The following is a 22,461-nucleotide window of genomic DNA, read 5'->3' on the forward strand; positions in this document are numbered from 1 at the left end:
GATTTCAGGCGTTCATCCCAGCGGTGTAGTCCTGCCATAGGCCGAACGCATCTGCTCTCGCGTGCTGGTATGAGGGCGCGGACAGTTTGCATCGGTGCGGCCGGAAGACCGTGTTGATCTGATCGTGGGCGGACAGAAACTGTTGAGCTTGCCGAGGCGACTTGAAACGGCCCATGATCTTCTCCCGTTTCCGGGCCGGACGATGGGACTTCTCAATCCTGTCGTTCAGCCCTTTGTGAGGGCGATGATCGGCGTCTGGAGCCAGGGCCCGAACCGGCTTGGTGTAGCTGCGCAGCTTGTCCGTTGCCAAGACCCTGGGCTCGCCGTATTGCGCGACCAGTGCACCGAAGAAACGCCTGACAGCCTTTGCATACCGGTGGGATTAAACCAGGATATCGAGCACATCTCCATCGCCGTCAATCGCACGCCAGAGCCAGTATCTCACTCCGCCAATGACGTTCACAGCTTCATCCAGATGCCATTTGGCATTGGGCTTTGGTCTGTCCCGGCGAATGCAGCGCGCGAAGCGCTGGCAAAACCGGTTCACCCATTTGCGGATCGTTTCACGGCTGACACAAAGACCCCGCTCCGCAAGGAGGTCTTCAACATCTGCCGTAGTCAACGCAAACCGGTGATCGGCCCAAACCGCATAGGAGATAATCGATCTGGGAAAGCGCCCCCCTTAAGGTGCGGCAAATCGAAATCCTCAAACATCACAGCGATCTACCAAACCCAAACGCGATCAACAAGTTGGCGATGCCCCGTCGCCAGCCAAAAGAAAACCGGCCCCCAAGAGGGGCCGGCTCGCAAGGCGGACATGTGCTGAATGTCAGGCGGCGGCGTGGAGATGTTGCTCCAGCTCCAGGCGCAGTTTGGCGATGTGATCCCGCTTGAGCGGGAATTGCAGCATGGTGCCGCCCGCTTCCGTCTGGGCGATCCGGGCCTGGATCGGGCCGGACAGGCCGTCGGTAACGAACTCCACCGGCGTTCCCGGCGCGCCACTGAGGACCGTGTCGACAAAGCAGGAGGCCGTCGACACCTTGCGCACCCGCACAGGCACCGTGTCGCGGCCCAGGGTGACACTGCCCTGCCAGTCCACATCATGGATCCGGTAGGTCTCATCATCTCCGCGGCTGGCAATGGCATCCAGGAAGGTCTCGACTTCCGTACCAAGCAGCACAGCTTCATCATAGACCACCGAGCTGCCGGCCTTGACGCTGTCGGCGGTCTCTGCACTGGTGTCGGCGTTGCTTTTCATCAGGGAGACGCTTTCCTGCACCCGCCCGGCATTCTGGGCAACGGTTTCCATGCTGTGGGCGATCTCGGAGGTCGCGTCTTTCTGCTGGCTGACGGAGGCCGCAATGCTGATGGCGGTTTCCGTCACCTCGCCGATGGCGCCATAGATCTCGTTCAGGGACCTTTCCGCCCCTTGGGCCGTTTCCTGAACCGCATTGACCTGTTCGCTGATTTCCGCCGTTGCCTTGGCGGTCTGGGCGGCCAGCTCCTTGACTTCGGACGCCACCACGGCAAAGCCCTTGCCCGCCTCCCCGGCCCGGGCCGCCTCGATGGTTGCGTTCAACGCCAGGAGGTTGGTCTGGTCGGCAATCTCCCGGATCAGATCGACAACACTGGTGATCTGGCCCGACACGTCCAAAAGGCGGTTGAAGTCGTCGCGGGTCTGCTCGGCCTTGGACGAGGCAGACGAGGCAATTTCAGCCGAATGGTCGGCATTGCGCCGGATTTCCTCAATGGAAGAGATCAACTCTTCGGCCGCAGAGGAAACGGTTGCCACCATGTTAGAGGTTTCCGATGCATCCTTGTCGAGCACGGCGGATTGATCCGCCGAGACGGCCGAGATTTCGGTCAGGGACAGGGCCGAGGTAGACATTTGCGACGAGGAGGTGGACATGCGCTGGAAGATGCCCCGGATCGCATTGCCGAAGACACCGATCATCTGATCCAGCTCGTCCCGGCGGCGGGACGCGGTTTCCTCCGTGCGGATCTGCTCTTCGCGCATCTTGTGGCGCTCGACCAAAGCCTCATGGAACACTTTCACGGCCTCGGTCATCTCGGCAATTTCATCTCGGCCCTTCGGCACGTCGATCACCACATCCAGGCGGTTGCTGGTCAGGGACTGCATCACCTCCACAAGGCGGGTCACCGGGCGGCTGATAAGGCGGCCAAGGCCAAAGGCGGTGGCAAAGCCGATGATGAGCCCGGACACGGTGGCGGTGATGGCAAAGATCATCGCGGTTTTCGTCTGCGCGTGCACCTGTTCCTCGATCTTGTGTTCCGCAGTCACTGCAATGGCGTTGATCTCGTCTAGGTCGTGGGAAATGATGCCGGCTTCTTCCACCATGACTTCCTTTTCCAATCGGCGGATATCCGTGTCCAGCACGCGGAACCGGTCCAGCGCTTCCACATAGACATCGAGCTGGTGCAGGGCGTCTTCGATCAGGGTGCGGTCCTCCGCCGAAACATCTGTCAGGGCTTCACTGGTCAGATCCCGGCGGACCCGTTCGATTTCCGAAAGGGCAAAATCGAGGTCATTGTCCTGGTGGGAATAGACAAACCGGTTGGCATGGTCCTTGGCGATCAGCAGATGGATAATGGCGTCGGTTACCATATTGAGCGCCTCTGACGGCTTGCCGTCTTTCACTTCGCTGCCCAGAACATGGTCGAAGACCAGTTGCAATTCGTCCTGCAGGGTTTTGCTTGCCTCCGAGAGGTTGCCGGTGATCAGCTGGTTCTGCTCGTTCCGCTCCTGCGCCAGTTTGAGGAAGTTTTTCCAGTAAATCCTGATGTGCTTTTCGGCATCCTTCAACCGGCGGAGCTCTTCTTCGTCGTGCATGAGCTTCATGTCCTTGACGATCAGAGCCGTTGCCTCTTCATAAGCCTTTTGCGCAGCCGCCATATTGTCCGCCGAAGACACGGAAATGAAGTCCTTCGCCCGGCCTTCCAGCTTGGCGAAGGAGCGCGTGATTTCGCTGGTGGCGGCCAGAACATTGCCCTGAGCGGAAAATTCGGTGAATTCCTCATCAAGAACGCCGAGCGTGAACACAAATGTGCTGCCGAGAAATCCGAGCAGAACAAGCAGTACGCCAAAAGCGCAAAAGAGTTTGTTCATCAGGCGAAGATTGTAGAACCAGGCCATAACTGACTCCGAAAACTGCGGGAAAAGTGTGGTCCAAAGCGGGATGACCGGCGACTCAAGCCGCCAGAACGTCGCTGACCGTGGTGAGCAACTGCCCGTTTTCAATCGGCTTGGACAGAACCGCGTCAGACTTCACGACGGCCAGCTTCAGGGCTTCGGCCGCCGTGATACCGGCGCCGCCGCCTGACATGGCAATCACCTTCGGCGCCCGGTGGCCATCCTTGAGGGCAAAGACAACGTCTGTGCCATCCGTGTCCGGCATCATGATGTCGGTGATCACCAGATCGAATGCCTGGGCTCCAGCCAGATCGAGCCCTGCGGCCCCGTCTGCCGCAGCGACAACCGTATGTCCGGCCTTTTCAAGGATCGCGGCCAATGCGCGGCGAACCGCATCTATGTCGTCGATCAAGAGAATATGCGCCATGTGACTACTCCTTACGCGAGGCTGAATGGGTCAATATGCGGGAAAGGTGATCTGGAACCGGCAGCCGAAGCTGCGGGGCGCCCCGTTGGGCAACCCATCGGCAATGGAGACGTCGCCCCCTGCGGCCGCGACAATGGTCCTGACGACGGAAAGGCCCAATCCGGATCCCGTTTCCCGTGTCGTGAAGAAAGGTTTGAAGACTCTCTCCCGGTCATTCTTCTCAATTCCCGGGCCATGGTCAGACACGTTGATCCGGCAGGTACCAGCCGTTTCCGTGTTCGCCTCCAAGACAATGCACCCGGCATTGTCCATGGCCTGGGCTGCATTCTGCACCGTGTTCAAAAGCACCTGGAACAGATTCGTTTCCGACACAGGCAGACGCACGCTTCTGTCCAGCCGGTCGAGATCGACCTTAAGCCTCACCGGCGCTGGGATCAGGATACGCAACAACTTTTCGGCCCGCTCCAGGGCCGCACCGGCCGTCGTAAGGCCGGTCTGCCCCTCCGCAGTTCCCTTTGTCAGCAACAGAAGGCTGTTGGAAATCTCCGCCGCTTGCAAGGTGCTCTGAAGCGCGGTTTCCAGATCCTCCCGCGCTTCGGCGCTTGGCAGAGACGGGCCGTGCAGGGCCAACAGGCTAACCACAGGCTGCAGCAGGTTGTTCATCTGGTGGGCAAGAGTGCCGGAGGCCAGTCCAAGGGCTTCCAGCCGGTTTTCACCCCGATCGCGCTCCGCTCGGATTTTCACTTCGGTTATATCGCGCTGAATGCCCAGATAGGCCATCAGCTTGCCATCGCGCCCAAAGATTGGAGTCAACTTCAGCGCATTCAGGAAAGCCTGCCCGTCCTTTCGGTAGTTGAGCAATTCGACATCGACAGCGGATCGGGCTTTCAGGCCGTCGGCGATCGTTTTGACCACCTTGGGGTCCGTCAGAGGACCTTGAAGAAAGCGGCAGTTTTTCCCGATCACCTCTTCGGCCGCATAGCCGGTTGTGCGGGTGAAGGCCGGATTGACGTAAAGAAGCGGCATATCGGGGCGCGTGGCATCCGCAATGCTGATCGTATCCGGTGACGCTTCCATGACTGCGGACAGAAGATCCGGCGCCGCAGCGATCAACTGGCGCAGGGCCGCCTGGCTAGATGGCGGCCTGTCCAGCCCCCCGTCATCTTGCACACGGCCGTTCCGCGCCAGACAGGGGATCTGATGACAGGGCATTTGCTCACCCGCAGACACTGCTGAGTGAGCCTGGCTCCCGCCCAAGGGGATTTGCGTAAACTGGACAACTGCTTCCTGCATACCTTGCCTCCGCTGCAACCTCGCACGGCAAAAGAAATGCAGACAATTTGAATAGAATTCGATCCCCATTTGGGGACTGGAGCGGCCAGCATGCCGTCTCCGGCGCGCAGCCTTTGCGTGAACTACTGCCAAGACTACATGTTTTGCGATAACTTCAAGCGGACGAATACTTCAAATAACGCATCAAAGAGACACAGTCTCAACGGCCTATATCCTCAATAAAATTATACACATACATCGATATGAAAAATATGCGCATTAAATTCACATTTAAAATAAAGTAAAAAAAATTTGCTCCTTAGGTCACTTTAGTACAAGATACGCAGCGTTGATTTAAGTAAATGGGGTTTTTTCCGCCGATACCAAAAAATCTCGAACCTCTCTCCAGGTTCTCGCTGGCGAAACGTCAGCTGTATTTCACTGCGGTCCAGTCGTGTGTGGGGCCGGCATTTGTTCGCAGATTTTAACTTTGAAATATCGTAAGGGGCACAGCATGAGTCTTCTTCCATCCTTCTTCAAATCCGTTCCTGTTAAAACCGTGGCCGCAGGAGCAGGCGCTCTTCTTTTGGCAGCAGGCACCGCGTCAGCATCAGCGATCATCGACAATGGCACCATCCAGCTGGGCGTGGACGACTTCGGCCAGCTGAACGTTTCCGGAGGGACCCCCTCCCCGGTAAGCGGTACTACACCCGTTGGCTTACGGTTCATTCCGACCGGCAACGAGTCCACCTCCCACGGCTGTCTGTGCGAAGGCTGGGGCGTCGGGATTGCTGACAGCGGCGCCAGCGGCAGTGCCAACAATGACTTTGGTGGAGCGAGCGGCCTGTCCCTGGTGTCCTTCGCGTCAACTGCCTCAACGGCGACTTCCGTTGTCGATATGGGCAGCGACCTGCGCGTGACACACGACTTCAAGCCGGCAACGGAGACCTCAAATCTCTACCGTGTGGATGTCACAATCGAAAACACTAGCGGGGCCGCCATTGCGGATCTGAGATACACCCGCACATTCGATTGGGATATCGAACCGGATACATTCAGTGAATTTGTCACCCATGGGGGCGTTGCAGCCGCGTCTTCCGTTCTTCTGGCAGTGGATAACGGGTTTGTAAGTTCCGATCCGTTCGCTGCACGGTCGGAAATTGTAGCCGGCGGCACCGGAGATTTCACGGATCTCGGACCGGCCGACCATGGCTCCAATTTCGATTTCGGATTTGGCGGCCTTGCCGCCGGTGAAAGTTTTTCCTTCGAGATCTTCTACGGCGCCACCACCACTGAGGCCGGCGCGCTTGCCGCTCTGGGCCTCGTTGGCGCAGAAGTGTTTTCCCTTGGCCAGCCTGCCCGGGATGCCGCAGGGACGGGGGCCGGTGGCTCAAATACGTTCATCTTCGGCTTTGCCGGTGTTGGCGGCACTCCGCTGCCCAGCCCCAACCCGATCCCGGTTCCGGCCGCCCTTTGGCTTTTCATGACCGGCATTGCGGGCCTTTACGGAATGCAGCGCTTCAAAAAATCCTAACCTAGCGTAAGCACACAATGGACAGTCACCGCACTTTCGGTGATTGTGGGACGCCCGGCGGGCGTCCCATTCAGTCAACCCAATGGTACCGGCATGATTTCAACGTGTGACTTCTCCCCCGCATCCCTTGTGCAGATCTTTCTGCAGCGGGCCATGCGGTTTCCGGCAGCAGTCGGTCTGGCCGCCTTTTTCTCACTCCTGGCCGCCTTGAGCGCCAATGCCCAGGACAAGCCGGAAACGACTTCCGAGGTCGCAGGCTGGGCCACAGCCTGCAAGATGGGCTCCTGCAGCCTGACCAAGTCCGTTGCCGAAAAATCATCTCAGCAGACATTCCTGTCCCTTTCCGTACTGATCGAGCAGGATGGGCGCAAGCCAGCTCTTCTGATTGCCCTGCCGCTTGGCACCTCTCTTGAGCCGGGCGTTCGTGTCGTTCTGGGAGAAGATGTCTGGAACGTTCCCTTCAGCGCCTGTTTCCCGAACGGTTGCCAGGCGTTGCAGGATCTGAGCGCAGCACAGCTCGATCTTTTGCGCGGCAGCGACAGTGCAGATATTCGCTTCTTTGCGGTCTCATCGGAAGATCCGATCGCGGCAGATGTCAGCCTCTCCGGCCTGGGCGACGCGCTCGATTTTGTTCAGAGCAACTGACGGACGCGGTGGCAAACGCAGAGCCAGGCAAATACCCGCCTCGCTTCTCCATCCCCGAGACGTGTTGCGCTCTGGCTCCTGCGGCGTTTCGTCAAGGTCAATCCGGCTTTCCCTTTGCGCTGACCTCTTGGGTTTCAGGCCGCGCAAGAGACCTCCGATTGCGGCTCCACATCTAGTCACCCTGATCTGAAGTTCGGCTCATTTTTCAGCGTGTTCCGAACGAACTTCAGCTTCATAAGTGTGACTAGCAAACCCATATTTCTAGTGTGGTTTTCGGAATTGGAATCCGCTCAGGCGCGCGCTGCACAAATGAAGCGTATTTCAATTCCACCACGCTAGCGCGCCGGCAGAATATTGTGCTCCGGACCGTACGGAAAGCCAGTGATATTGTCCGCACCGGTCTCGTTCACGATCAGAATGTCATGCTCCCGGTAGCCGCCTGCGCCCGGCTGGCCCTCAGGGATCATGATCATCGGCTCCATGGATACCACCATGCCCGGCGCCAGGACCGTTTCCACATCCTCGCGCAGTTCAACGGACGCCTCGCGGCCATAATAATGGCTGAGCACCCCGAAGGAATGGCCATATCCGAAGCTGCGGAAAGACAGGAGATCGTGGCTGCGATAGATCTCGTTCAGCTCCGCAGCGATGTCGCAGCAACGGGCCCCTGGACGGATCAGCTCAAGGCCCTTTTCATGGACATGGCAATTGATTTCCCACAGGTGCAAATGCTCTTCAGACGCGTATTCACAGAACAGCGTGCGCTCCAGTGCCGTGTAATAGCCGAAGATCATCGGGAAACAATTGAGGCTGAGAATGTCCCCCGCCTCGACCAGCTTGTTGGTGACCGGGTTGTGGGCCCCGTCCGTATTGATGCCGGACTGGAACCAGGTCCAGGTGTCCATCAGCTCCACGAACGGAAATGACTTGGCGATTTCCCGGATCATGGCATTGGTTGAGGCAATGGCCACCTCATGTTCCGGCACTCCGGCCCCGACGGCTTCCACCAGCGCTGCGCCGCCCACATCGCAGACCCGGGCGCCTTCCCGGATAAGGACGTGCTCCTCTGCGCTTTTGATCGTGCGCTGTACCATGGCGTCTGCGGCCACATCCACAAACTCCACCCCGGGAAACACGCCTTCCAGAGCTTTCAGAAGATCCAGTGAGACATTGTCGAACTCCAGACCGATCCTGCGGATCCGGGAACTTGGCCAGCCCAGCAGGCTCTGCACCGCGTGGAAAAAATTGTCCCGCTGCCAGTCGGTATAGATCACGGTGTCCCCATGGGTGCGGCGCCAGGGCTGGCCGCCGTCAATCCCGGCAGCAACGGTGCTTGCGGTATCCTGGGTGACGACAAAGCCGTATTTCCGGCCGAAGGAGCAATAGAGAAAACCCGAATAATAGCAAATGTTGTGATAGGAGGTGAACAGACAGGCCTCAATCTGGCGGGACTCCATCAACTCGCGCAGATTTGCCTGCCGCCGGTCCATCTCATGCGGTGAAAACGGCGAAAAGGCCTTTTCACCATTGTTCATTTCATAAATGCGGATCATGTCTTTGCTCATGGTACAGCTCCTTTCCACTGTCTCTTGTCTGCTCTGCAAACTCCGATTTCAGACCGGGCTATCGTCCAGCCATTAATCCGCCGGCCCGTGTCTCGCGCCGGGTGCCGACCACCGGTGTGTGCCGCCGGTGTGTGCAGCCAGGTTTCTGTCTGGGCCTCAAACGCAAAGCGGGCCGGTTTCTCTCAAAAGAAACCGGCCCGCCAGGCCCAAATTCAAATTGTCATGCTGCCGGGAAGACCTGTCTGCGCCTTCCACCCGGTGACTGGCGTTCCGCCACCGGCATCCTGTGAGCAGCGAGGCGGACGCATCATGCGTTCCCCTGAACGCAAAAAGTGTCCACCCTTTAAGAATGTGGTCAACCGGAACCGGTTAACCACCCAGGCCAGGTTAGCCGGGTGTCAGCCCCCGCAACCGTTCGGAGCGCCTGCGCAGCAGTTCCAGCACCGTCAGCAGGGCGACGGAGATCACCACCATGAGGGAGGCCACCGCCAGAATGGTCGGCGAGATCTGCTCCCTGAGCCCGGTGAACATCTGCCACGGCAGGGTCTTCTGACCGGCAGACCCGAGGAACAGCACAACCACCACTTCGTCAAAGGAGGTGATGAAGGCAAACAGCGCTCCGGACACAACACCCGGCACAATCAGCGGCATCTGCACCTTGAAGAAGGTCCGAACCGGATCGGCCCCCATGCTGGCCGCCGCCCGGACAAGGCTCTTGTCGAAGCCGACCAGGGTCGCCGTCACCGTGATGATGACAAAGGGCGTTCCAAGAACCGCATGCGCAAGCACCACACCGAAATAGGTGCCTTGCAGGCCAATGGACGAATAGAAGAAATACATGCCCGCCGCAGAAATGATCAGCGGCACGATCATCGGCGAAATCAGCATGGCCATGATCGCCGAGCGGAACGGGACATGGGACTGGGACAGGCCAATGGCCGCAAGGGTTCCCAGAACCGTGGCCATGAGCGTGGCCACGGGTGCAATCATGACCGAATTCTTCAGCGCCTGCTGCCAGTCCGGATTGGTGAAAAAGTCTTCATAATGCTTCAGGGAATACCCGGCCGGGTCAAGGGCCAGCATTTCCTTGGTGAAGGTGAAGAAGTCCTGAGCATTGAAGCTCAACGGCAGGATCACCAGGATCGGAAAGATCAGGAAGAAGAAGATCACACCGCACAGAAACCGGAACGAATAGAACCAGGTTTTCTGCAGCGGGGAGGCGTATGGTGGAAGTGCGCTCATATCGTCCTCCTATCCGAGTTTCACGTTATCGATGCCGACGATCTTGTCGTAGACCACAAAGAGGATCAGCACCGCCACCAGAAGCAAGGACCCCAGGGCAGCTGCCAGCCCCCAGTTCAGCGACGAGGAGATGTGATAGGCAATCCGGTTGGAAATGAAAATGCCAGAGGTGCCGCCAACCAGTTCCGGTGTGATGTAGTAGCCGATAGACAGGATGAACACCAAGACGGCACCGGCGCCGATCCCCGGAACCGACTGCGGGAAATAGACCCGCCAGAACGCTGTCCAGTCATTGGCGCCAAGGCTTTTCGCAGCACGCACATAGGAGGGCGAAATCGTCTTCATCACAGAGTAGAGCGGCAGGATCATGAAGGGCAGAAGGATATGCGTCATCGCGATAATGGTGCCGGTCTGGTTGTTGATCATCACCAGACGGCCTGCGTCGCTGATGATCCCGGTCCAGACAAGGAAGTCGTTGATCACTCCCTGTTGCTGCAACAGCACTTTCCAGGCGGAGGTGCGCACCAGAAGACTGGTCCAGAAGGGCAGAAGCACCAGGATCATGAGCAGGTTTGACGTCCGCAGCGGCAGCGCGGCCAGCAGAAAGGCGATCGGGTAGCCAAGCAGCAGACAGGACACCGTAATGACAATGGACAAAAACAGCGTGCGGCCGAACAGGAACAGATAGATCCGTTCGTCTTCCGGCTTCATTTCAATGCCGTTTTCGGTCTGTTTGGCGTCAAAGGCGTTCAGAAAATATCCCGGCGTATAGGCGGGCGAAAAGCGCTGCAGGACCTGCCAGGTCTGCACATCGCCCCATTTTTTGTCCGCCTGCAGGAATTGCTCCTTGAACGGTCCTGCCTCATCCATGCGATTGATGCGTCTGCCGGTCTTTCGGAAGAGGCTAGAAATGCCGCTTTGCTCATAGTTCAGCCGGGAGCCGAGACGGGTATGTTTTTTCTCCGCCACCGCGACCACCATGTCGTCATACAGTGCGGCAAACACGGCTTCATCCGGCACCTGGCTCGAAGCCGGGTCCCAGGCGGACAACGAAACAACCGTTTTTGGAAGGGTGTCGGAGACGATACCGTTTTCCACCGACCTGTAGAGCATGTCCATGATTGGAAAGAGGAAAGTGATCAGGACAAAAATCAGCAGGGGGGCAATCAGCAACAGGGCGCGCATCTTTTCGCGCCGCAAGGCTTGTCGAAGGGCCGCTTTTAACGGCAGGCCATCCTGCGTTGTCAGCACCTGTCCATTGTGAGTGGTATCGCTCATATAGGGTCTTCCGCAAATCTCAACAGAAAATCCGGGCGGGGGTTCCCGCCCGGATCAAAGCCATCAGGCGTTACTGTGACAGCCAAGCCTGGAATTTGGCGTCGATGTCATCGCGGTAATCCGCCCACCACTCGTAGTTATAGAGGAAGGTGTTCTTGGCGTTGTTCGGGTCTGTCGGCATGTGCGGGGCCATGTCGATACCGAGGGTTGCGTGTTTGCCGACCAGCGGTGCGGACGACTTGCGGGCCGGGCCGTAGGAAATGTACTTGGCCTGATCAGCAAGGCGCTGGGTGTCGGTTGCGAAGTAGACAAGCTTCTTCACTTCAGCAAGACGGTCCTCCGGAAGACCGGCCGGGATGATCCAGCCGTCCAGATCAAAGACCTGTGCGTCCCAAAGCATTTTCACCGGCTGCTTCTGCTCTTCGATCAGAGCAAACAGACGGCCGTTATAGGTGGAGCCCATCACGACTTCCTTGTCGGCGAGCAGCTGCGGGGTTTCCGCACCCGCGGACCACCAGACAACGCTGTCCTTGATGGAGTCGAGTTTCTTGAATGCGCGTTCCTGGCCTTCTTCGGTCTCCAGAACGTTGTAGACATCTTCCTTCGGCACACCGTCACACAGAAGAGCCCATTCCATGTTGTTGATCGGACGCTTTTCCAGGGACCGCTTGCCCGGGAAGGTTTCCAGATCGAACACGTCACAAATGCTGGTCGGCTCCTTGCCGCCCCATTCTGCAACGTCGGACCGGTAGCCGAATGTGGTGGAGTAGACAATCTGCGGGATGAAACACTCGGAGACCAAAAGGTCACCGAAATCGTCCGATGCAGAGGTTCCGTCCGGAGCCGGAGCCAGATCCTTGTCCGGATCGATTTCCATCGCAAGACCTTCGTCACACAGGCGGATCGCGTCGGACGCAACCACGTCGACCAGATCCCAGGTGACATTGCCAGCTTCGTTCATGGCGCGAAGTTTGGCGACCGCTTCTGCAGATGATTCATCCCAGATGATGTTAATGTCCGGATGATCCTTCATATAAGGGTCGGTGTAGGCAGCCTTCTGGGAAGCCTGGTAGGCACCACCCCAGGAAACGACTGTGAGGTCTTTCGCGCTTGCTGCGCTCGCGGCAAATGCCAGGGCCGTGCCGGCCAGAATAATAGTCTTGAGCTTCATGTATTTAGCTCCCTCTTTTAGGATTGAACGGATCAATGTCCGTCGTTGTCGCAGGCGGCCTGAAACGGCCGCCGGGCGAATTCAGGCAACCACGTCGAGCGCTTTGCAGTCATTCAAGGCCCAGCCGACCTGGACCGTCTCGCCGACATGCAGCGTGCGCTTCTCTCCGCGGTTACGGACCTTGACGATGAACTCGTCATTTCCAGCCACATTCATGCGAACGCGGATGTGATCCCCAAGGTAAATCAATTCTTCGATCCTGCCATTGACAAGATTGTCCATTGCATCATGCGTATCGAACTCGACCCTCTCTGGACGCAAGGACAGGGTAGTCAAATCCCCGACCTCGGACACATTGACCTTGTCGGCCTTCAGCCGAGTGCCGTCGTCAAGTTCAACCAGGCATTCTTCGCCCTGGATACTGACCACTTTGCCGTTCAACTTGTTGTTTTCACCAATGAACTGCGCCACGAAGGAATTTTGCGGATCTTCATAGAGATCATCCGGGGTCGACAGCTGCTGGATGACACCATCATTAAACACGGCCACCCTGTCGGACATGGTCAATGCTTCGGTCTGGTCATGGGTCACATAGACGACCGTGACACCCAAATTCTCGTGGATGTGCTTGATTTCATACTGCATTTGCTCACGCAACTGCTTGTCAAGCGCTCCGAGAGGCTCGTCCATCAGCACCAGTTCCGGGTCGAACACAAGCGCACGGGCCACTGCAACGCGCTGCTGCTGGCCGCCGGACAACTGCGCCGGACGCCGGTTGCCAAAACTGCCAAGCTCGACCATGTCGAGCGCGCGCTGAACCTTCTCAGCCTGTTCCGCCTTGCTCACATTGCGAACCTGAAGCGGAAAGGCGAGGTTCTCTGCCACTGTCATGTGGGGAAACAACGCATAGTTTTGAAACACCATGCCAATACCGCGCTTGTGCGGAGGCACATTGTTGATCGGCCGGTCATTCAGGTAGATTTCCCCGTGGGTCGCCGGTTCAAATCCTGCAAGCATCATCAGGCAGGTTGTTTTTCCGGACCCGGACGGGCCGAGCATCGTCAGAAATTCACCAGGAGGAATGTCTAGATTGAGGTTCTTTACGACCAGGGTTTCCCCGTCATAGCTCTTTTGAACGCTGTCATACTTAACAGCAGCGCCCCTCGTATTCGCCATATTGTCCCCAAATCCAATTCTATTGTTAATGGGCACCACAGATAAACCCGCAGGCCAAAGCTCTGCCAGACAGATATCGCTCCGTGCTGCCGAAGCTAGAAAAACAAAAAAGCAGGTTCATTGAAAGGGGCTTGTGAAAAAAAATGTATATTTTTTGATCAGCGCCCGACTTAATATTTTGCATTGTGGCAGAAAGAAGGAAAATCTACTCACAAGGAAATCGGCGGGAGACTCGTACGTCTTTCTCCCATAACACACATATTTTTTGCGCGCTGACTTAGACAACAGAATGTCCTTGTGATGGTTCCGTGACGTTTGATCTTGAACCTGCCTAAATGCGACGCAATTCGATCAAAAATCGCCGTCTTCCATCGTCGAACGTTGCGGTCTCAAATGGTTGCCAGGCTGGCGGATGGCCTGTCCATCGGGCAAGTCTCTTGAAGCCGGACCGTTGTCTCAGTTACGGTCCGCAAAACGCAGGAATCACCGTGCCCGATCCAAGCTCCCAGACGCCGCTCTTTCTGACCACAAAAGAGGTTGCCGACCTTCTACGGGTGAAAGAACGCAAGGTTTATGATCTGGCAGCCGCCAATGAAATCCCCCACCGCCGGATCACCGGCAAGTTGCTGTTTCCGGCGGAGGCCTTGAAGCGCTGGATCGACGGGCCTGATGAAGACGCGAACGCGGACCGGCCGACCGTTCTGGCCGGTTCCCATGACCCCCTGCTCGACTGGGCCATCCGGGCCTCCGGCTGCGGATTTGCAACCCTTTGCAACGGCAGCCGGGACGGGCTGGACCAGTTTCAGTCCCGGCAGGCCGCCGCCGCCGGCCTGCATCTGCCTCAAGAGACCGGCTGGAACACCGACGCAGTGCAGGAAGCCGGTGTCACCGGCGCGGTTCTGATCCACTGGGCCGTCCGCACACGCGGGCTGCTCGTGTCGGAAGACGCAGCACCAGATATCAAGACGCTCGCCAACCTGAAAGGCAAACGCATTGCCATGCGCCAGCCCGGTGCCGGGGCTGCGATCCTGTTTACGAAGCTTCTGACAGAGGCCGGGCTGAGCGAAACGGATATTCTCCCCGCAGCGCATCCGGCCCACACGGAAAGTGATGCGGCAGCAGCCGTTGCGGCCCAGGAGGCTGATGCCGCGCTTGGCCTAAAGGCCATGGCCAGGCAATTCAAGCTGCCGTTCCTGCCGCTTGTCGCGGAGCAGTTCGATCTTCTGATCGACCGCAAGTCCTATTTCACTCCCGCCGTGCAGACCTTGCTGGCCTTTGCCCGGACCAGCGCGTTTCAGGAAAAGGCGGTCAGCCTTGGCGGCTACGATCTTGACGGCCTTGGCTCTGTCCGCTGGATTTCTCCCTGACCCGCCCCTTCCTTTCTCTGACAACAGGTCCGGCCTTTCATGAGCGATCTCCGTCCCCACGAAATCATGGTTCCCACCTCCGCCCCCGATGATGCCAGGCTGCATTTCATCGGGCAGATCAGCACACCCTGGACGGAGCGCAAAGACTGCCCCCGCCAGGGCCGGCAGGACGGCCCAGAATGCCGGATCGACGTGTTCGAGCCCTGGGTGCCGGCCCTGAAAGGCCTGGAAGCCTATGAGCAGATCGAAGTGCTGTACTGGCTCGACAAGTCCCGGCGGGATCTGGTGGTTCAAAATCCGGGCCACAGTGAAGGCAACGCCACATTCGGCACCTTCGCCCTGCGGTCCCCGGTACGCCCCAACCCGATCGGTACGGCCAGCGTACGGCTGATCAAGGTGGAGGGCGCCAGCCTGACCGTTAAGGGGCTCGACTGCCTTTCCGGAACCCCCTTGATTGACCTCAAGCCGGACCGCTGTGCTTTTACGCCTAAAGCCGCCCCGAAGGACTGAGTTGTTGCTGAAAGGAACAGGGCCTCGACCTGCGGCTTGCTTGACAAGCCCGCAAGGCGGATGGCACTCCGCCAGACAAAAACCCGCCCCAGCGGCATCCGGAGGACTTCATGCAGCCCCTTTCCAAGACCCACCCAACCAGCATCAACGGCGTTGTCCGTGTGGAACTGGACGGCCCTGTTGGCCTGATCGCGCTCAACAACCCACCGGTCAATGCGGCCTCCCATGCGCTGCGGACGGGCATATGGCAGGCCGTTGAGGCTCTGGCCGCCGAGCCCGGCATCAAGGTCATCGTCCTTTATGGCGAAGGCCGCACCTTCATTGCCGGAGCCGATATTCGCGAATTTGGCAAGCCCCCTGCGGATCCCTGGCTGACGGAGCTGTGCAGCTTCCTGGAAGACTGCGCAACGCCTGTTGTCTGCATTCTCCACGGTACAACCCTTGGCGGAGGCCTGGAAGTCGCCCTTGCCAGCCATGCCCGGGTGGCCCTTGAAGGCACAAAGATCGGCCTGCCTGAAGTTACGCTTGGCATTTTGCCCGGTGCAGGCGGCACCCAGCGCGCGCCCCGCCTTGCGGGCATCAAGACGGCACTGGACCTGATCACCAGCGGCAAGCCCGTGTCTGCAGACGCCGCCCTTGAGAGTGGCCTGATTGACCGGATCAGCAGCGGCCAGCCCCGCGAGGTTGCTCTGCAGACGGCACAAGATGTACTGAGCGGAGCCCTCAAGACCCGCCGGACCTGCGACCTGGAAGTGGTTCCTGACCCTGTTGCGCTCGCCGCCATGCGTGACACACTGGCCCGAACCCAGCCGCTGCTGTTTTCACCCCTGAAATGCGTGGATGCGGTGGAAGCCAGCCAGCTGCCGCGTGACGCTGGCATGAAAGAAGAACGGCGCCTCTTTGAAGCCTGTATCGACAGTCCCCAGCGCGCCGGGCTGATCCATGCGTTTTTTGCCGAACGGGCCGTTGCCAAGGTCCCTGAAGCTGCCGCTACGCCGCGCCCGCTCAGCCGGATCGGCGTGATTGGCGGCGGCACCATGGGGTCCGGCATTGCGACGGCCGCGCTGCTCGCCGGATTTGACGTCACCTTGAGCGAACGGGACCAGGATGGCCTTGACCGGGGCACGGCCACCATTGCGGCCAATCTGGACGGGGCAGTGAAACGGGGCAAGCTGAAACAGGCGGAGCGGGACGCCATTCTCGCGTCCGGACTCGCCACCGCCACGGATCTGGAGACGCTTTCAGAGTGCAGCCTCATCATCGAAGCCGTGTTTGAGGACATGGCGGTGAAGAAAGAGATCTTCACAACGCTCGGCAAGACCGCGAAGGACGGCGCGATCCTCGCCTCCAACACCTCGTATCTGGACATTGACCAGATCGCCGCCGTCACCGGCCGCCCGGAAGACGTGATCGGCCTGCATTTCTTCTCCCCTGCCCATGTGATGCGGCTGATGGAAGTGGTGGTGGCCGAAAAGACCGGGGCTGATGTGGCTGCGACCGGGTTTGCCCTTGCCAGGAAACTGAAAAAGATCGCCGTCCGCTCCGGCGTCTGCGACGGGTTCATCGGCAACCGCATCATGACGTTCTACAAAAAGTCCGCCGATTATATGATGATGGATGGGGCAAGCCCTGAAGAGATCGACCGGGCCATGACCGGGTTCGGCTTCGCCATGGGCCCCTATCAGGTGGCCGATCTTGCCGGGCTGGACATCAGCTGGGCGGCCAACAAGCGCCGCGCAGCCACCCGCCCGGCGGAAGAACGTTATGTCCCGTTCGCCGACAGGCTGTGCGAACAGGGCTGGTTTGGCCGCAAAACCGGTCAAGGCTTCTATCTTTACGGCGATGAGGGCCAGGGCGCCAACCCTCAGGCGCTCGCCATCCTTGAAGAAGAACGGGCAAAGGCAGGCGTGACGGCCCGCAGCTTCTCGGAAGAGGACATCGTTAGCCGGTTTGTGACCGCAATGATCCTCGAGGCCTGCCGCGTCCTGGAAGAAGGCATTGCGTTGAGGCCGGTCGATATCGATGCGGTGTTCCTGTTCGGCTACGGTTTCCCGCGCTTCCGCGGCGGTCCGATGCACACGGCCGACCAGATCGGCGCAGCGGAGCTGGTGCGGCGGATCGAAACCTATGCCAAAGAGGACAGCTATTATTGGCAGGTTCCTGCGCTGTTAAGGCAAATGGCAGAAACCGGCGGCACCTTCGCCGCCCGCAACGAGGCCACCTGACCATCGTTTTCCCACACCCCTGCCGCCCCGGCCCTGCTCCGGGGGCCGATGCGCCTGTGCCGTTCAAGACCAGATCCCGGCACGGCCGGGAAGACGCTCTTGGTGAGGATGATATTATCTGAGTTTGGCCAGCAAAGCTGAAAGCAGCTCGAAGAAGCCATCCGCGTTGGCGCCAAGCGCCACATCGGTATTGGCGTCTTTTCCACTGAGTTTCAAAAGGTCATGCACAGTTCGCCCAAAGCTGAGACCGCTGTTGGTTTCGACGTCCACGCGCATGGACTTTGTCTCAAAAAGCCCGGGCTGCAACAACCAGGCGACCGTGCAGGGATCATGGAGCGCCGGCCCGTCAAAGCCGTGACGGTCGCGGTAGGCCTTGTCAAAGAACACGGCAAGATCAGCGAACACCCGGCCAGCATCATTGCCCAGATCCCTCAAGGCCTTGACCCGCTGCGGTGTCGCAATAACCTGGTGGGTGACATTGAGACCGAACATGGTTTTGGGCACGTCAGCGTCCAGAACAATCTGCGCGGCATGGGGATCGCAATGCATGTTGAATTCGGCCGCTGGAGTGTCGTTGCCGTAATCCGTCGAGCCCCCCATGAAGACGATCCGCTCGATCTTGGACATCACATCCGGCGCCAGCCGCAGCAGGACCGCCAGATTGGTCAGCGGCCCGGAGGCAACCAGGGTGATCTTGTCCGGGGAGGCGCGCAACGTGTCGGTCAGGAACGCGATGGCCGCCTTGTCCTGGGCGCGGCTGACAGGCGGTCCGATCTCCGGCGCTTCCAGCCCCGATGTTCCGTGGATGCTGGACGCCTCAATCGCAGGCCCCAGCAACGCCCGGTCGATGCCCCGGTAGACGGGAATATCCGCGCCCAGCCAGTCAAGCACGCGCAGCGCATTGTTGGTGGTCTGGTCGAGCCCGACATTCCCATAGGTGGTTGTGATGCCGAGCACCTGAAGCTCGTCAGAGGCCACCGCCATGGCGATGGAAAAGGCGTCATCAATCCCGGGATCGCAGTCAAGAATGATCTTTGTCGTCATACGCCTTGGCTAGCCGAACACCCGCGGCTTGGCAAGGGATCAACGGCCCCCAAACGCAAGGCTGCGGACCGCCGGCACAACGGGCTCAGATCTGTTTTGCCGCCTGCAATCCGCCGCGCGCATAGTCCGGCACGCTGGCCCCGAGCCGCAGCGCCTGGTCCGGATTGGACGCATTGCCCTCCAGCGCCCGCTTTTTCACCCCTTGCAGGATTGCGCCCATCTTGAAAAACGCAAAGGCGAGATAAAAGCCGAAATCGCCAATGCCGCCGAGCCCCATGCGCCGGCAATAATCCGCGATGAAGGCTTCATCCTCCGGCAGGCCCAGGGCCTTGCGCTTCACCCCCGCAAGGCCCCGGCCTTCCGGTCCTGGCGGCCTTTGCCATTGCATGACAAGCGCGGCCAGGTCCGCGAAGGGATGACCGGCCGTGGACAGCTCCCAGTCCAGCACCGCCACACAGTCAGGCCCCTCTCCGGCAAAGATCAGATTGTCGATGCGATAATCCCCATGCACCAGCGTGCGCTGGCCGTCGTCCTCGGGAATATTGTCCGCCAGCCAGCCGATCAGGGCGTCCATGGCGGCAATCGTCTCCGTTTCGCTCGCCCGGTATTGCTTCGTCCAGCGGGCAATCTGGCGCTCGAAATAATTGCCCTGCGGCCCGAAATCCGACAGACCGAACGCGTCCAAATCCACCTTGTGAATGGCCGCCAGCACCTTGTTCATCTGATCGTAGATCCCGGTGCGCAGGCCAGCGCCGAGCCCCGGCAGCCTCGGATCATCGAACGTCCGGCCCCGTACCCGGTCCATCACATAGAAGGTGGAGCCGATGACACTGTCATCCTCGCACAGTACATGCATTCTGGCCACCGGAACGCCGGACCCGGCAAGCGCCTGCTGCACCTGGAACTCCCGATCAACCGCATGTGCCGACTTCAAAAGAACCCCGGGCGGTTTGCGGCGCAGCACATAGTCACCGGACGCGGCCACCAGATGGAAGGTGGGGTTGGACTGGCCGCGGTTGAATTTTTCTGCCCGGACAGGGCCTTTGAAGCCTGCAATGCGTCCTTCCAGCCACGTGCCCAAGCGCTCCAGATCAAGATCGGCCGTGCCCTCTGTCATGTGTTCTCAGACCTTGCCGTTGCCGTATTTTCTCAGTTCCGCGCGGGCGACCTGACGCCGGTGGACGGCATCCGGACCGTCGGCAAAGCGCAAGGTCCTAAGATGGGTCCACATGGCGGCCAGCGGAAAGTCCTGGCTGATCCCGGCCGCTCCGTGCACCTGCATGGCCTCATCCACCACCTTGAGCGCCATCAGCGGGGCGACGACCTTGATCTTGCTGATCCAGGGCTGAGCCGCCCGCGTGCCTTGCGTGTCCATGACCCAGGCCGCCTTGAGGCACAGGAGACGGGCCATCTCGATCTCCATCCGGGCATCGGCAATGATGTCGTGATTGGCGCCGAGATCGCTTAAGGGCTTTCCGAATGCCTGCCTTTGCAGGGCCCGCCGGCACAAAAGCTCCAGAGCCTTTTCCGCCTGGCCGATGGCCCGCATGCAATGGTGGATACGGCCCGGCCCAAGGCGCCCCTGGGCAACCTCAAATCCCCGCCCTTCCCCCAGAACCAGGTCCTCTTCCGGCACCCGCACATTGGCAAAGCGGATATGCATGTGGCCATGCGGGGCATCATCTGCCCCAAACACCTGCATGGGGCGCAGCACCTCGATGCCCGCGGCCCCGCTTGGTACCAGAAACATGGAATGGCGGCTGTGCTTGTGGGCGCCGGGGCTGGTGCAGGCCAGGACGATATAGAGTTTGCAGCGCGGGTCCCCGGCGCCGGTGGCCCACCATTTTTCGCCGTTGAGAACCCAGTCCGCACCGTCGCGTTCGGCGGTCAGGGCCATGCTGGTCGCATCCGAAGACGCAACAGCCGGTTCGCTCATCAGATAGGCGGAGCGGATCTGCCCGTCCAGCAGCGGTTCCAGCCAGCGGCGCTTGTGGTCCTGGGTGCCATAGCGCTCCAGCACTTCCATATTTCCCGTGTCCGGCGCATTGCAATTGAAGACTTCCGCCGCGATACTGACCTTGCCCATTTCCTCGGCGAGATAAGCATATTCCACCGTGGTCAGGCCGAAGCCCCTCTCGCTGTCCGTCAGCCAGAAATTCCAAAGGCCTCGCTCCTTCGCCTTCGCCTTGAGGCCTTCGAGAATTTCAAGCTGGCGCGGGGTGTGCTGAAAGCGGTCACCGGAAGGATGCCCGCCAACTTCATGATGAAATTCGATGTCCAGCGGCGCGATCTCGGTTTCAACCATCTGCCGGACCTGCTCGATCAGTGGCTGCACCCGCCCGGTAATGCCCAGATCCATGACGTCTCCCTAAATGATGTCCCGCGCGCGCCTGCACGCATCCAGATATTCCTGTTCCAGCCGGTCCACAACCGCCGAGACCGGCCCAACCGACTTGATCGCGCCAATCCCCTGTCCCGCCCCCCAGAGCTCCCGCCAGGCCTTCGGCAGCGGACTGTCGCCGGGCATGACGCTCGCGTTCCACTCCGCCGGCAGGTTTTCGGGATCAAGACCGGCTCGCGACAGAGACCCTTTCAGATAATTGGCCGGATGTCCGGTGAAGAGCGACGAGGTCATGATGTCCTCCGCCGCCCCGGTCACCATCATTTCCTTGTAGACTTGGTCGGCGTTGGCTTCGTTCGTCGCGACGAAGGGCGATCCGACATAGCCGAGATCGGCACCCAGCACGCGCGCGGCCAGAAGCGCTTCGCCCGTCGATACCGCTCCGGCAAGGAGCAATGGACCGCCGAACCATTCCCGGATTTCACGAACGAGCGCAAACGGCGACTGCGGACCGCCGTGGCCGCCTGCACCGGCCGCAACGGCGATCAGTCCGTCGGCCCCCTTTTCGATCGCCTTTCTGGCGTATGTGTTATTGATGACGTCGTGAAGAGCGATGCCTCCACAGGAATGCGCCGCCTCATTCACCTCGACGCGCGCACCCATGGACGTGATCCAGACCGGCACCTTCCAGCGGGCGCAAATCTCGACATCCCGCTCCAGCCGGCCGTTGGACCGGTGCACGATCTGGTTGACCGCAAAGGGCGCTGCGGGCTTATCCGGATGGGCTTGGTTGTGCCGGTCGAGCGCTTCGGTGATCTGCTGCAGCCAGATCTCCAGCATAACCGGACCATCCGCCGTATCCCGGGCGTTGAGCGCCGGAAAGCTGCCAATGATCCCCGCCTTGCACTGGGCAATGACGAGATCCGGGCAGGAGACGATGAACAGCGGCGCGGCGACGGCGGGCAGCCGCAGTCCGCTCAGGGCCGCCGGCAAGCGGCGCAGCCTCAACATACTGCCTGCTCCGGCCCGGGGGAGGTCAAATAGAACCGGTTGAGCCAGTCCGCCTTGAGCGCCGGGCGCTCCGCGCCCTCGATCTCTACCGTGGCATGCCACAAAATATCGGTCTCGCCGGGCCGCTTTTGGCGCAGGCTTCCCAAGGCAAAGTGCCCGCGTACCCGGCTGCCAGCCCGCACCGGCGACAGGAACCGGACCCTGTCGAACCCGTAATTGACCCCCATCTGTGCGCCCTCTATCTCCGGCTGGGCTTCCTGCCCCATGGCGGACAGGAGAGAGAGCGTCAGGAACCCGTGGGCAATCGCTCCGCCGAACGACGTGCCGGCGGCCCGCAGCGGGTCCACATGGATAAACTGGTGATCGCCGGTCACAGCGGCAAAGGCATCGATACGCGCCTGGTCGATCAGATGCCAGGACGACACCCCAACGTCCTCGCCCACACGCTGCGCCAGCCTCTCCAGCGGGAGCCGCCCCCGCCGCACCGGGTCCTTGTCCAATG

At 59.8% G+C, this 22,461-nt stretch carries 18 protein-coding genes and 1 pseudogene; 5 read left to right on the top strand and 14 right to left on the bottom strand.

The annotated features are described in order from the left end of the window. Window positions 1–4: 4 nt before the first annotated feature. The 4 genes and pseudogenes from ACXAH0_RS23705 to ACXAH0_RS23720 all read right to left on the bottom strand — a co-directional run bounded on the left by ACXAH0_RS23705 (window position 5) and on the right by ACXAH0_RS23720 (window position 4,790). Window positions 5–714 (bottom strand): annotated as a pseudogene (locus tag ACXAH0_RS23705) (IS6 family transposase). Between the two features lie 115 nt (window positions 715–829). Next, the gene (locus tag ACXAH0_RS23710) at window positions 830–3,154 is read right to left on the bottom strand and encodes a methyl-accepting chemotaxis protein (RefSeq protein ID WP_475179783.1); all 2,325 of its coding nucleotides are present in this window, start codon (window positions 3,152–3,154) and stop codon (window positions 830–832) included. Between the two features lie 55 nt (window positions 3,155–3,209). Beyond that, the gene (locus ACXAH0_RS23715) at window positions 3,210–3,578 is read right to left on the bottom strand and encodes a response regulator (RefSeq protein WP_475179779.1); all 369 of its coding nucleotides are present in this window, start codon (window positions 3,576–3,578) and stop codon (window positions 3,210–3,212) included. A gap of 30 nt (window positions 3,579–3,608) precedes the next feature. Next, complete coding sequence (locus tag ACXAH0_RS23720; RefSeq protein WP_475195553.1) at window positions 3,609–4,790, bottom strand: two-component system sensor histidine kinase NtrB; 1,182 nt, start codon at window positions 4,788–4,790, stop codon at window positions 3,609–3,611. A 574-nt stretch (window positions 4,791–5,364) separates the two neighbouring features. On the opposite strand from ACXAH0_RS23720, the gene ACXAH0_RS23725 reads away from it, so the two are divergent. Both ACXAH0_RS23725 and ACXAH0_RS23730 read left to right on the top strand, forming a co-directional pair. Further along, complete coding sequence (locus tag ACXAH0_RS23725; RefSeq protein ID WP_475179770.1) at window positions 5,365–6,384, top strand: hypothetical protein; 1,020 nt, start codon at window positions 5,365–5,367, stop codon at window positions 6,382–6,384. A gap of 93 nt (window positions 6,385–6,477) precedes the next feature. Continuing rightward, complete coding sequence (locus tag ACXAH0_RS23730; protein ID WP_475195556.1) at window positions 6,478–7,029, top strand: invasion associated locus B family protein; 552 nt, start codon at window positions 6,478–6,480, stop codon at window positions 7,027–7,029. Window positions 7,030–7,364: 335 nt separating this feature from the next. Here ACXAH0_RS23730 and ACXAH0_RS23735 read toward each other — a convergent pair whose 3' ends face one another. From ACXAH0_RS23735 to ACXAH0_RS23755, 5 genes are all read right to left on the bottom strand, one after another. Continuing rightward, complete coding sequence (locus ACXAH0_RS23735; protein WP_475195557.1) at window positions 7,365–8,594, bottom strand: M24 family metallopeptidase; 1,230 nt, start codon at window positions 8,592–8,594, stop codon at window positions 7,365–7,367. Between the two features lie 387 nt (window positions 8,595–8,981). Continuing rightward, the gene (locus tag ACXAH0_RS23740; protein ID WP_475186478.1) at window positions 8,982–9,836 is read right to left on the bottom strand and encodes an ABC transporter permease; all 855 of its coding nucleotides are present in this window, start codon (window positions 9,834–9,836) and stop codon (window positions 8,982–8,984) included. A gap of 9 nt (window positions 9,837–9,845) precedes the next feature. Beyond that, window positions 9,846–11,114: an ABC transporter permease gene (locus ACXAH0_RS23745; RefSeq protein WP_475195559.1), complete on the bottom strand. Its 1,269-nt coding sequence runs from the start codon at window positions 11,112–11,114 to the stop codon at window positions 9,846–9,848. A 70-nt stretch (window positions 11,115–11,184) separates the two neighbouring features. Next, window positions 11,185–12,285 (bottom strand): extracellular solute-binding protein, encoded by a 1,101-nt coding sequence (locus ACXAH0_RS23750; RefSeq protein ID WP_475186485.1) that lies wholly within the window; start codon window positions 12,283–12,285, stop codon window positions 11,185–11,187. An 81-nt stretch (window positions 12,286–12,366) separates the two neighbouring features. Then, window positions 12,367–13,461: an ABC transporter ATP-binding protein gene (locus ACXAH0_RS23755; protein WP_475195563.1), complete on the bottom strand. Its 1,095-nt coding sequence runs from the start codon at window positions 13,459–13,461 to the stop codon at window positions 12,367–12,369. A gap of 488 nt (window positions 13,462–13,949) precedes the next feature. Between ACXAH0_RS23755 and ACXAH0_RS23760 the strand changes: the two genes are divergently transcribed. The 3 genes from ACXAH0_RS23760 to ACXAH0_RS23770 all read left to right on the top strand — a co-directional run bounded on the left by ACXAH0_RS23760 (window position 13,950) and on the right by ACXAH0_RS23770 (window position 17,563). Then, the gene (locus ACXAH0_RS23760; protein WP_475195564.1) at window positions 13,950–14,828 is read left to right on the top strand and encodes a substrate-binding domain-containing protein; all 879 of its coding nucleotides are present in this window, start codon (window positions 13,950–13,952) and stop codon (window positions 14,826–14,828) included. 39 nt (window positions 14,829–14,867) lie between these two features. Then, complete coding sequence (gene tsaA / locus ACXAH0_RS23765; protein WP_475195566.1) at window positions 14,868–15,338, top strand: tRNA (N6-threonylcarbamoyladenosine(37)-N6)-methyltransferase TrmO; 471 nt, start codon at window positions 14,868–14,870, stop codon at window positions 15,336–15,338. 110 nt (window positions 15,339–15,448) lie between these two features. Then, the gene (locus ACXAH0_RS23770) at window positions 15,449–17,563 is read left to right on the top strand and encodes a 3-hydroxyacyl-CoA dehydrogenase NAD-binding domain-containing protein (RefSeq protein WP_475195569.1); all 2,115 of its coding nucleotides are present in this window, start codon (window positions 15,449–15,451) and stop codon (window positions 17,561–17,563) included. Window positions 17,564–17,677: 114 nt separating this feature from the next. On the opposite strand, the gene ACXAH0_RS23775 is transcribed toward ACXAH0_RS23770, so the two are convergent. The 5 genes from ACXAH0_RS23775 to ACXAH0_RS23795 form a co-directional block, all read right to left on the bottom strand. Further along, window positions 17,678–18,607, bottom strand: coding sequence for a nucleoside hydrolase (locus tag ACXAH0_RS23775; protein WP_475195570.1), 930 nt, complete (start codon window positions 18,605–18,607; stop codon window positions 17,678–17,680). Window positions 18,608–18,692: 85 nt separating this feature from the next. Then, on the bottom strand, window positions 18,693–19,724 hold the full coding sequence (locus ACXAH0_RS23780; RefSeq protein WP_475195573.1) for a phosphotransferase family protein: 1,032 nt from the start codon (window positions 19,722–19,724) through the stop codon (window positions 18,693–18,695). Window positions 19,725–19,730: 6 nt separating this feature from the next. Next, window positions 19,731–20,966 (bottom strand): acyl-CoA dehydrogenase family protein, encoded by a 1,236-nt coding sequence (locus tag ACXAH0_RS23785; RefSeq protein ID WP_475186518.1) that lies wholly within the window; start codon window positions 20,964–20,966, stop codon window positions 19,731–19,733. Between the two features lie 9 nt (window positions 20,967–20,975). Beyond that, entirely contained in the window at window positions 20,976–21,959 is a 984-nt protein-coding gene (locus tag ACXAH0_RS23790) for an NAD(P)H-dependent flavin oxidoreductase (RefSeq protein ID WP_475186523.1), read from the bottom strand. After that, window positions 21,953–22,459, bottom strand: a complete 507-nt coding sequence (locus tag ACXAH0_RS23795; RefSeq protein ID WP_475186551.1) for a MaoC family dehydratase — start codon at window positions 22,457–22,459, stop codon at window positions 21,953–21,955. The genes ACXAH0_RS23790 and ACXAH0_RS23795 overlap by 7 nt, the downstream gene beginning before the upstream one ends. Between the last annotated feature and the right edge of the window lie 2 nt (window positions 22,460–22,461).

The sequence above is a fragment of the Roseibium sp. AWQ4_290 genome (assembly GCF_056160985.1).

What these genes read in the sequence shown, in the direction of transcription:
- ACXAH0_RS23710 (WP_475179783.1), bottom strand. Translation starts at nt 3,154, where the DNA reads ATGGCCTGGTTCTACAATCTTCGCCTGATGAACAAACTCTTTTGCGCT.
- ACXAH0_RS23715 (WP_475179779.1), bottom strand. Translation starts at nt 3,578, where the DNA reads ATGGCGCATATTCTCTTGATCGACGACATAGATGCGGTTCGCCGCGCA.
- ACXAH0_RS23720 (WP_475195553.1), bottom strand. Translation starts at nt 4,790, where the DNA reads ATGCCCTGTCATCAGATCCCCTGTCTGGCGCGGAACGGCCGTGTGCAA.
- ACXAH0_RS23725 (WP_475179770.1), top strand. Translation starts at nt 5,365, where the DNA reads ATGAGTCTTCTTCCATCCTTCTTCAAATCCGTTCCTGTTAAAACCGTG.
- ACXAH0_RS23730 (WP_475195556.1), top strand. Translation starts at nt 6,478, where the DNA reads ATGATTTCAACGTGTGACTTCTCCCCCGCATCCCTTGTGCAGATCTTT.
- ACXAH0_RS23735 (WP_475195557.1), bottom strand. Translation starts at nt 8,594, where the DNA reads ATGAGCAAAGACATGATCCGCATTTATGAAATGAACAATGGTGAAAAG.
- ACXAH0_RS23740 (WP_475186478.1), bottom strand. Translation starts at nt 9,836, where the DNA reads ATGAGCGCACTTCCACCATACGCCTCCCCGCTGCAGAAAACCTGGTTC.
- ACXAH0_RS23745 (WP_475195559.1), bottom strand. Translation starts at nt 11,114, where the DNA reads ATGAGCGATACCACTCACAATGGACAGGTGCTGACAACGCAGGATGGC.
- ACXAH0_RS23750 (WP_475186485.1), bottom strand. Translation starts at nt 12,285, where the DNA reads ATGAAGCTCAAGACTATTATTCTGGCCGGCACGGCCCTGGCATTTGCC.
- ACXAH0_RS23755 (WP_475195563.1), bottom strand. Translation starts at nt 13,461, where the DNA reads ATGGCGAATACGAGGGGCGCTGCTGTTAAGTATGACAGCGTTCAAAAG.
- tsaA (WP_475195566.1), top strand. Translation starts at nt 14,868, where the DNA reads ATGAGCGATCTCCGTCCCCACGAAATCATGGTTCCCACCTCCGCCCCC.
- ACXAH0_RS23770 (WP_475195569.1), top strand. Translation starts at nt 15,449, where the DNA reads ATGCAGCCCCTTTCCAAGACCCACCCAACCAGCATCAACGGCGTTGTC.
- ACXAH0_RS23775 (WP_475195570.1), bottom strand. Translation starts at nt 18,607, where the DNA reads ATGACGACAAAGATCATTCTTGACTGCGATCCCGGGATTGATGACGCC.
- ACXAH0_RS23780 (WP_475195573.1), bottom strand. Translation starts at nt 19,724, where the DNA reads ATGACAGAGGGCACGGCCGATCTTGATCTGGAGCGCTTGGGCACGTGG.
- ACXAH0_RS23785 (WP_475186518.1), bottom strand. Translation starts at nt 20,966, where the DNA reads ATGGATCTGGGCATTACCGGGCGGGTGCAGCCACTGATCGAGCAGGTC.
- ACXAH0_RS23790 (WP_475186523.1), bottom strand. Translation starts at nt 21,959, where the DNA reads ATGTTGAGGCTGCGCCGCTTGCCGGCGGCCCTGAGCGGACTGCGGCTG.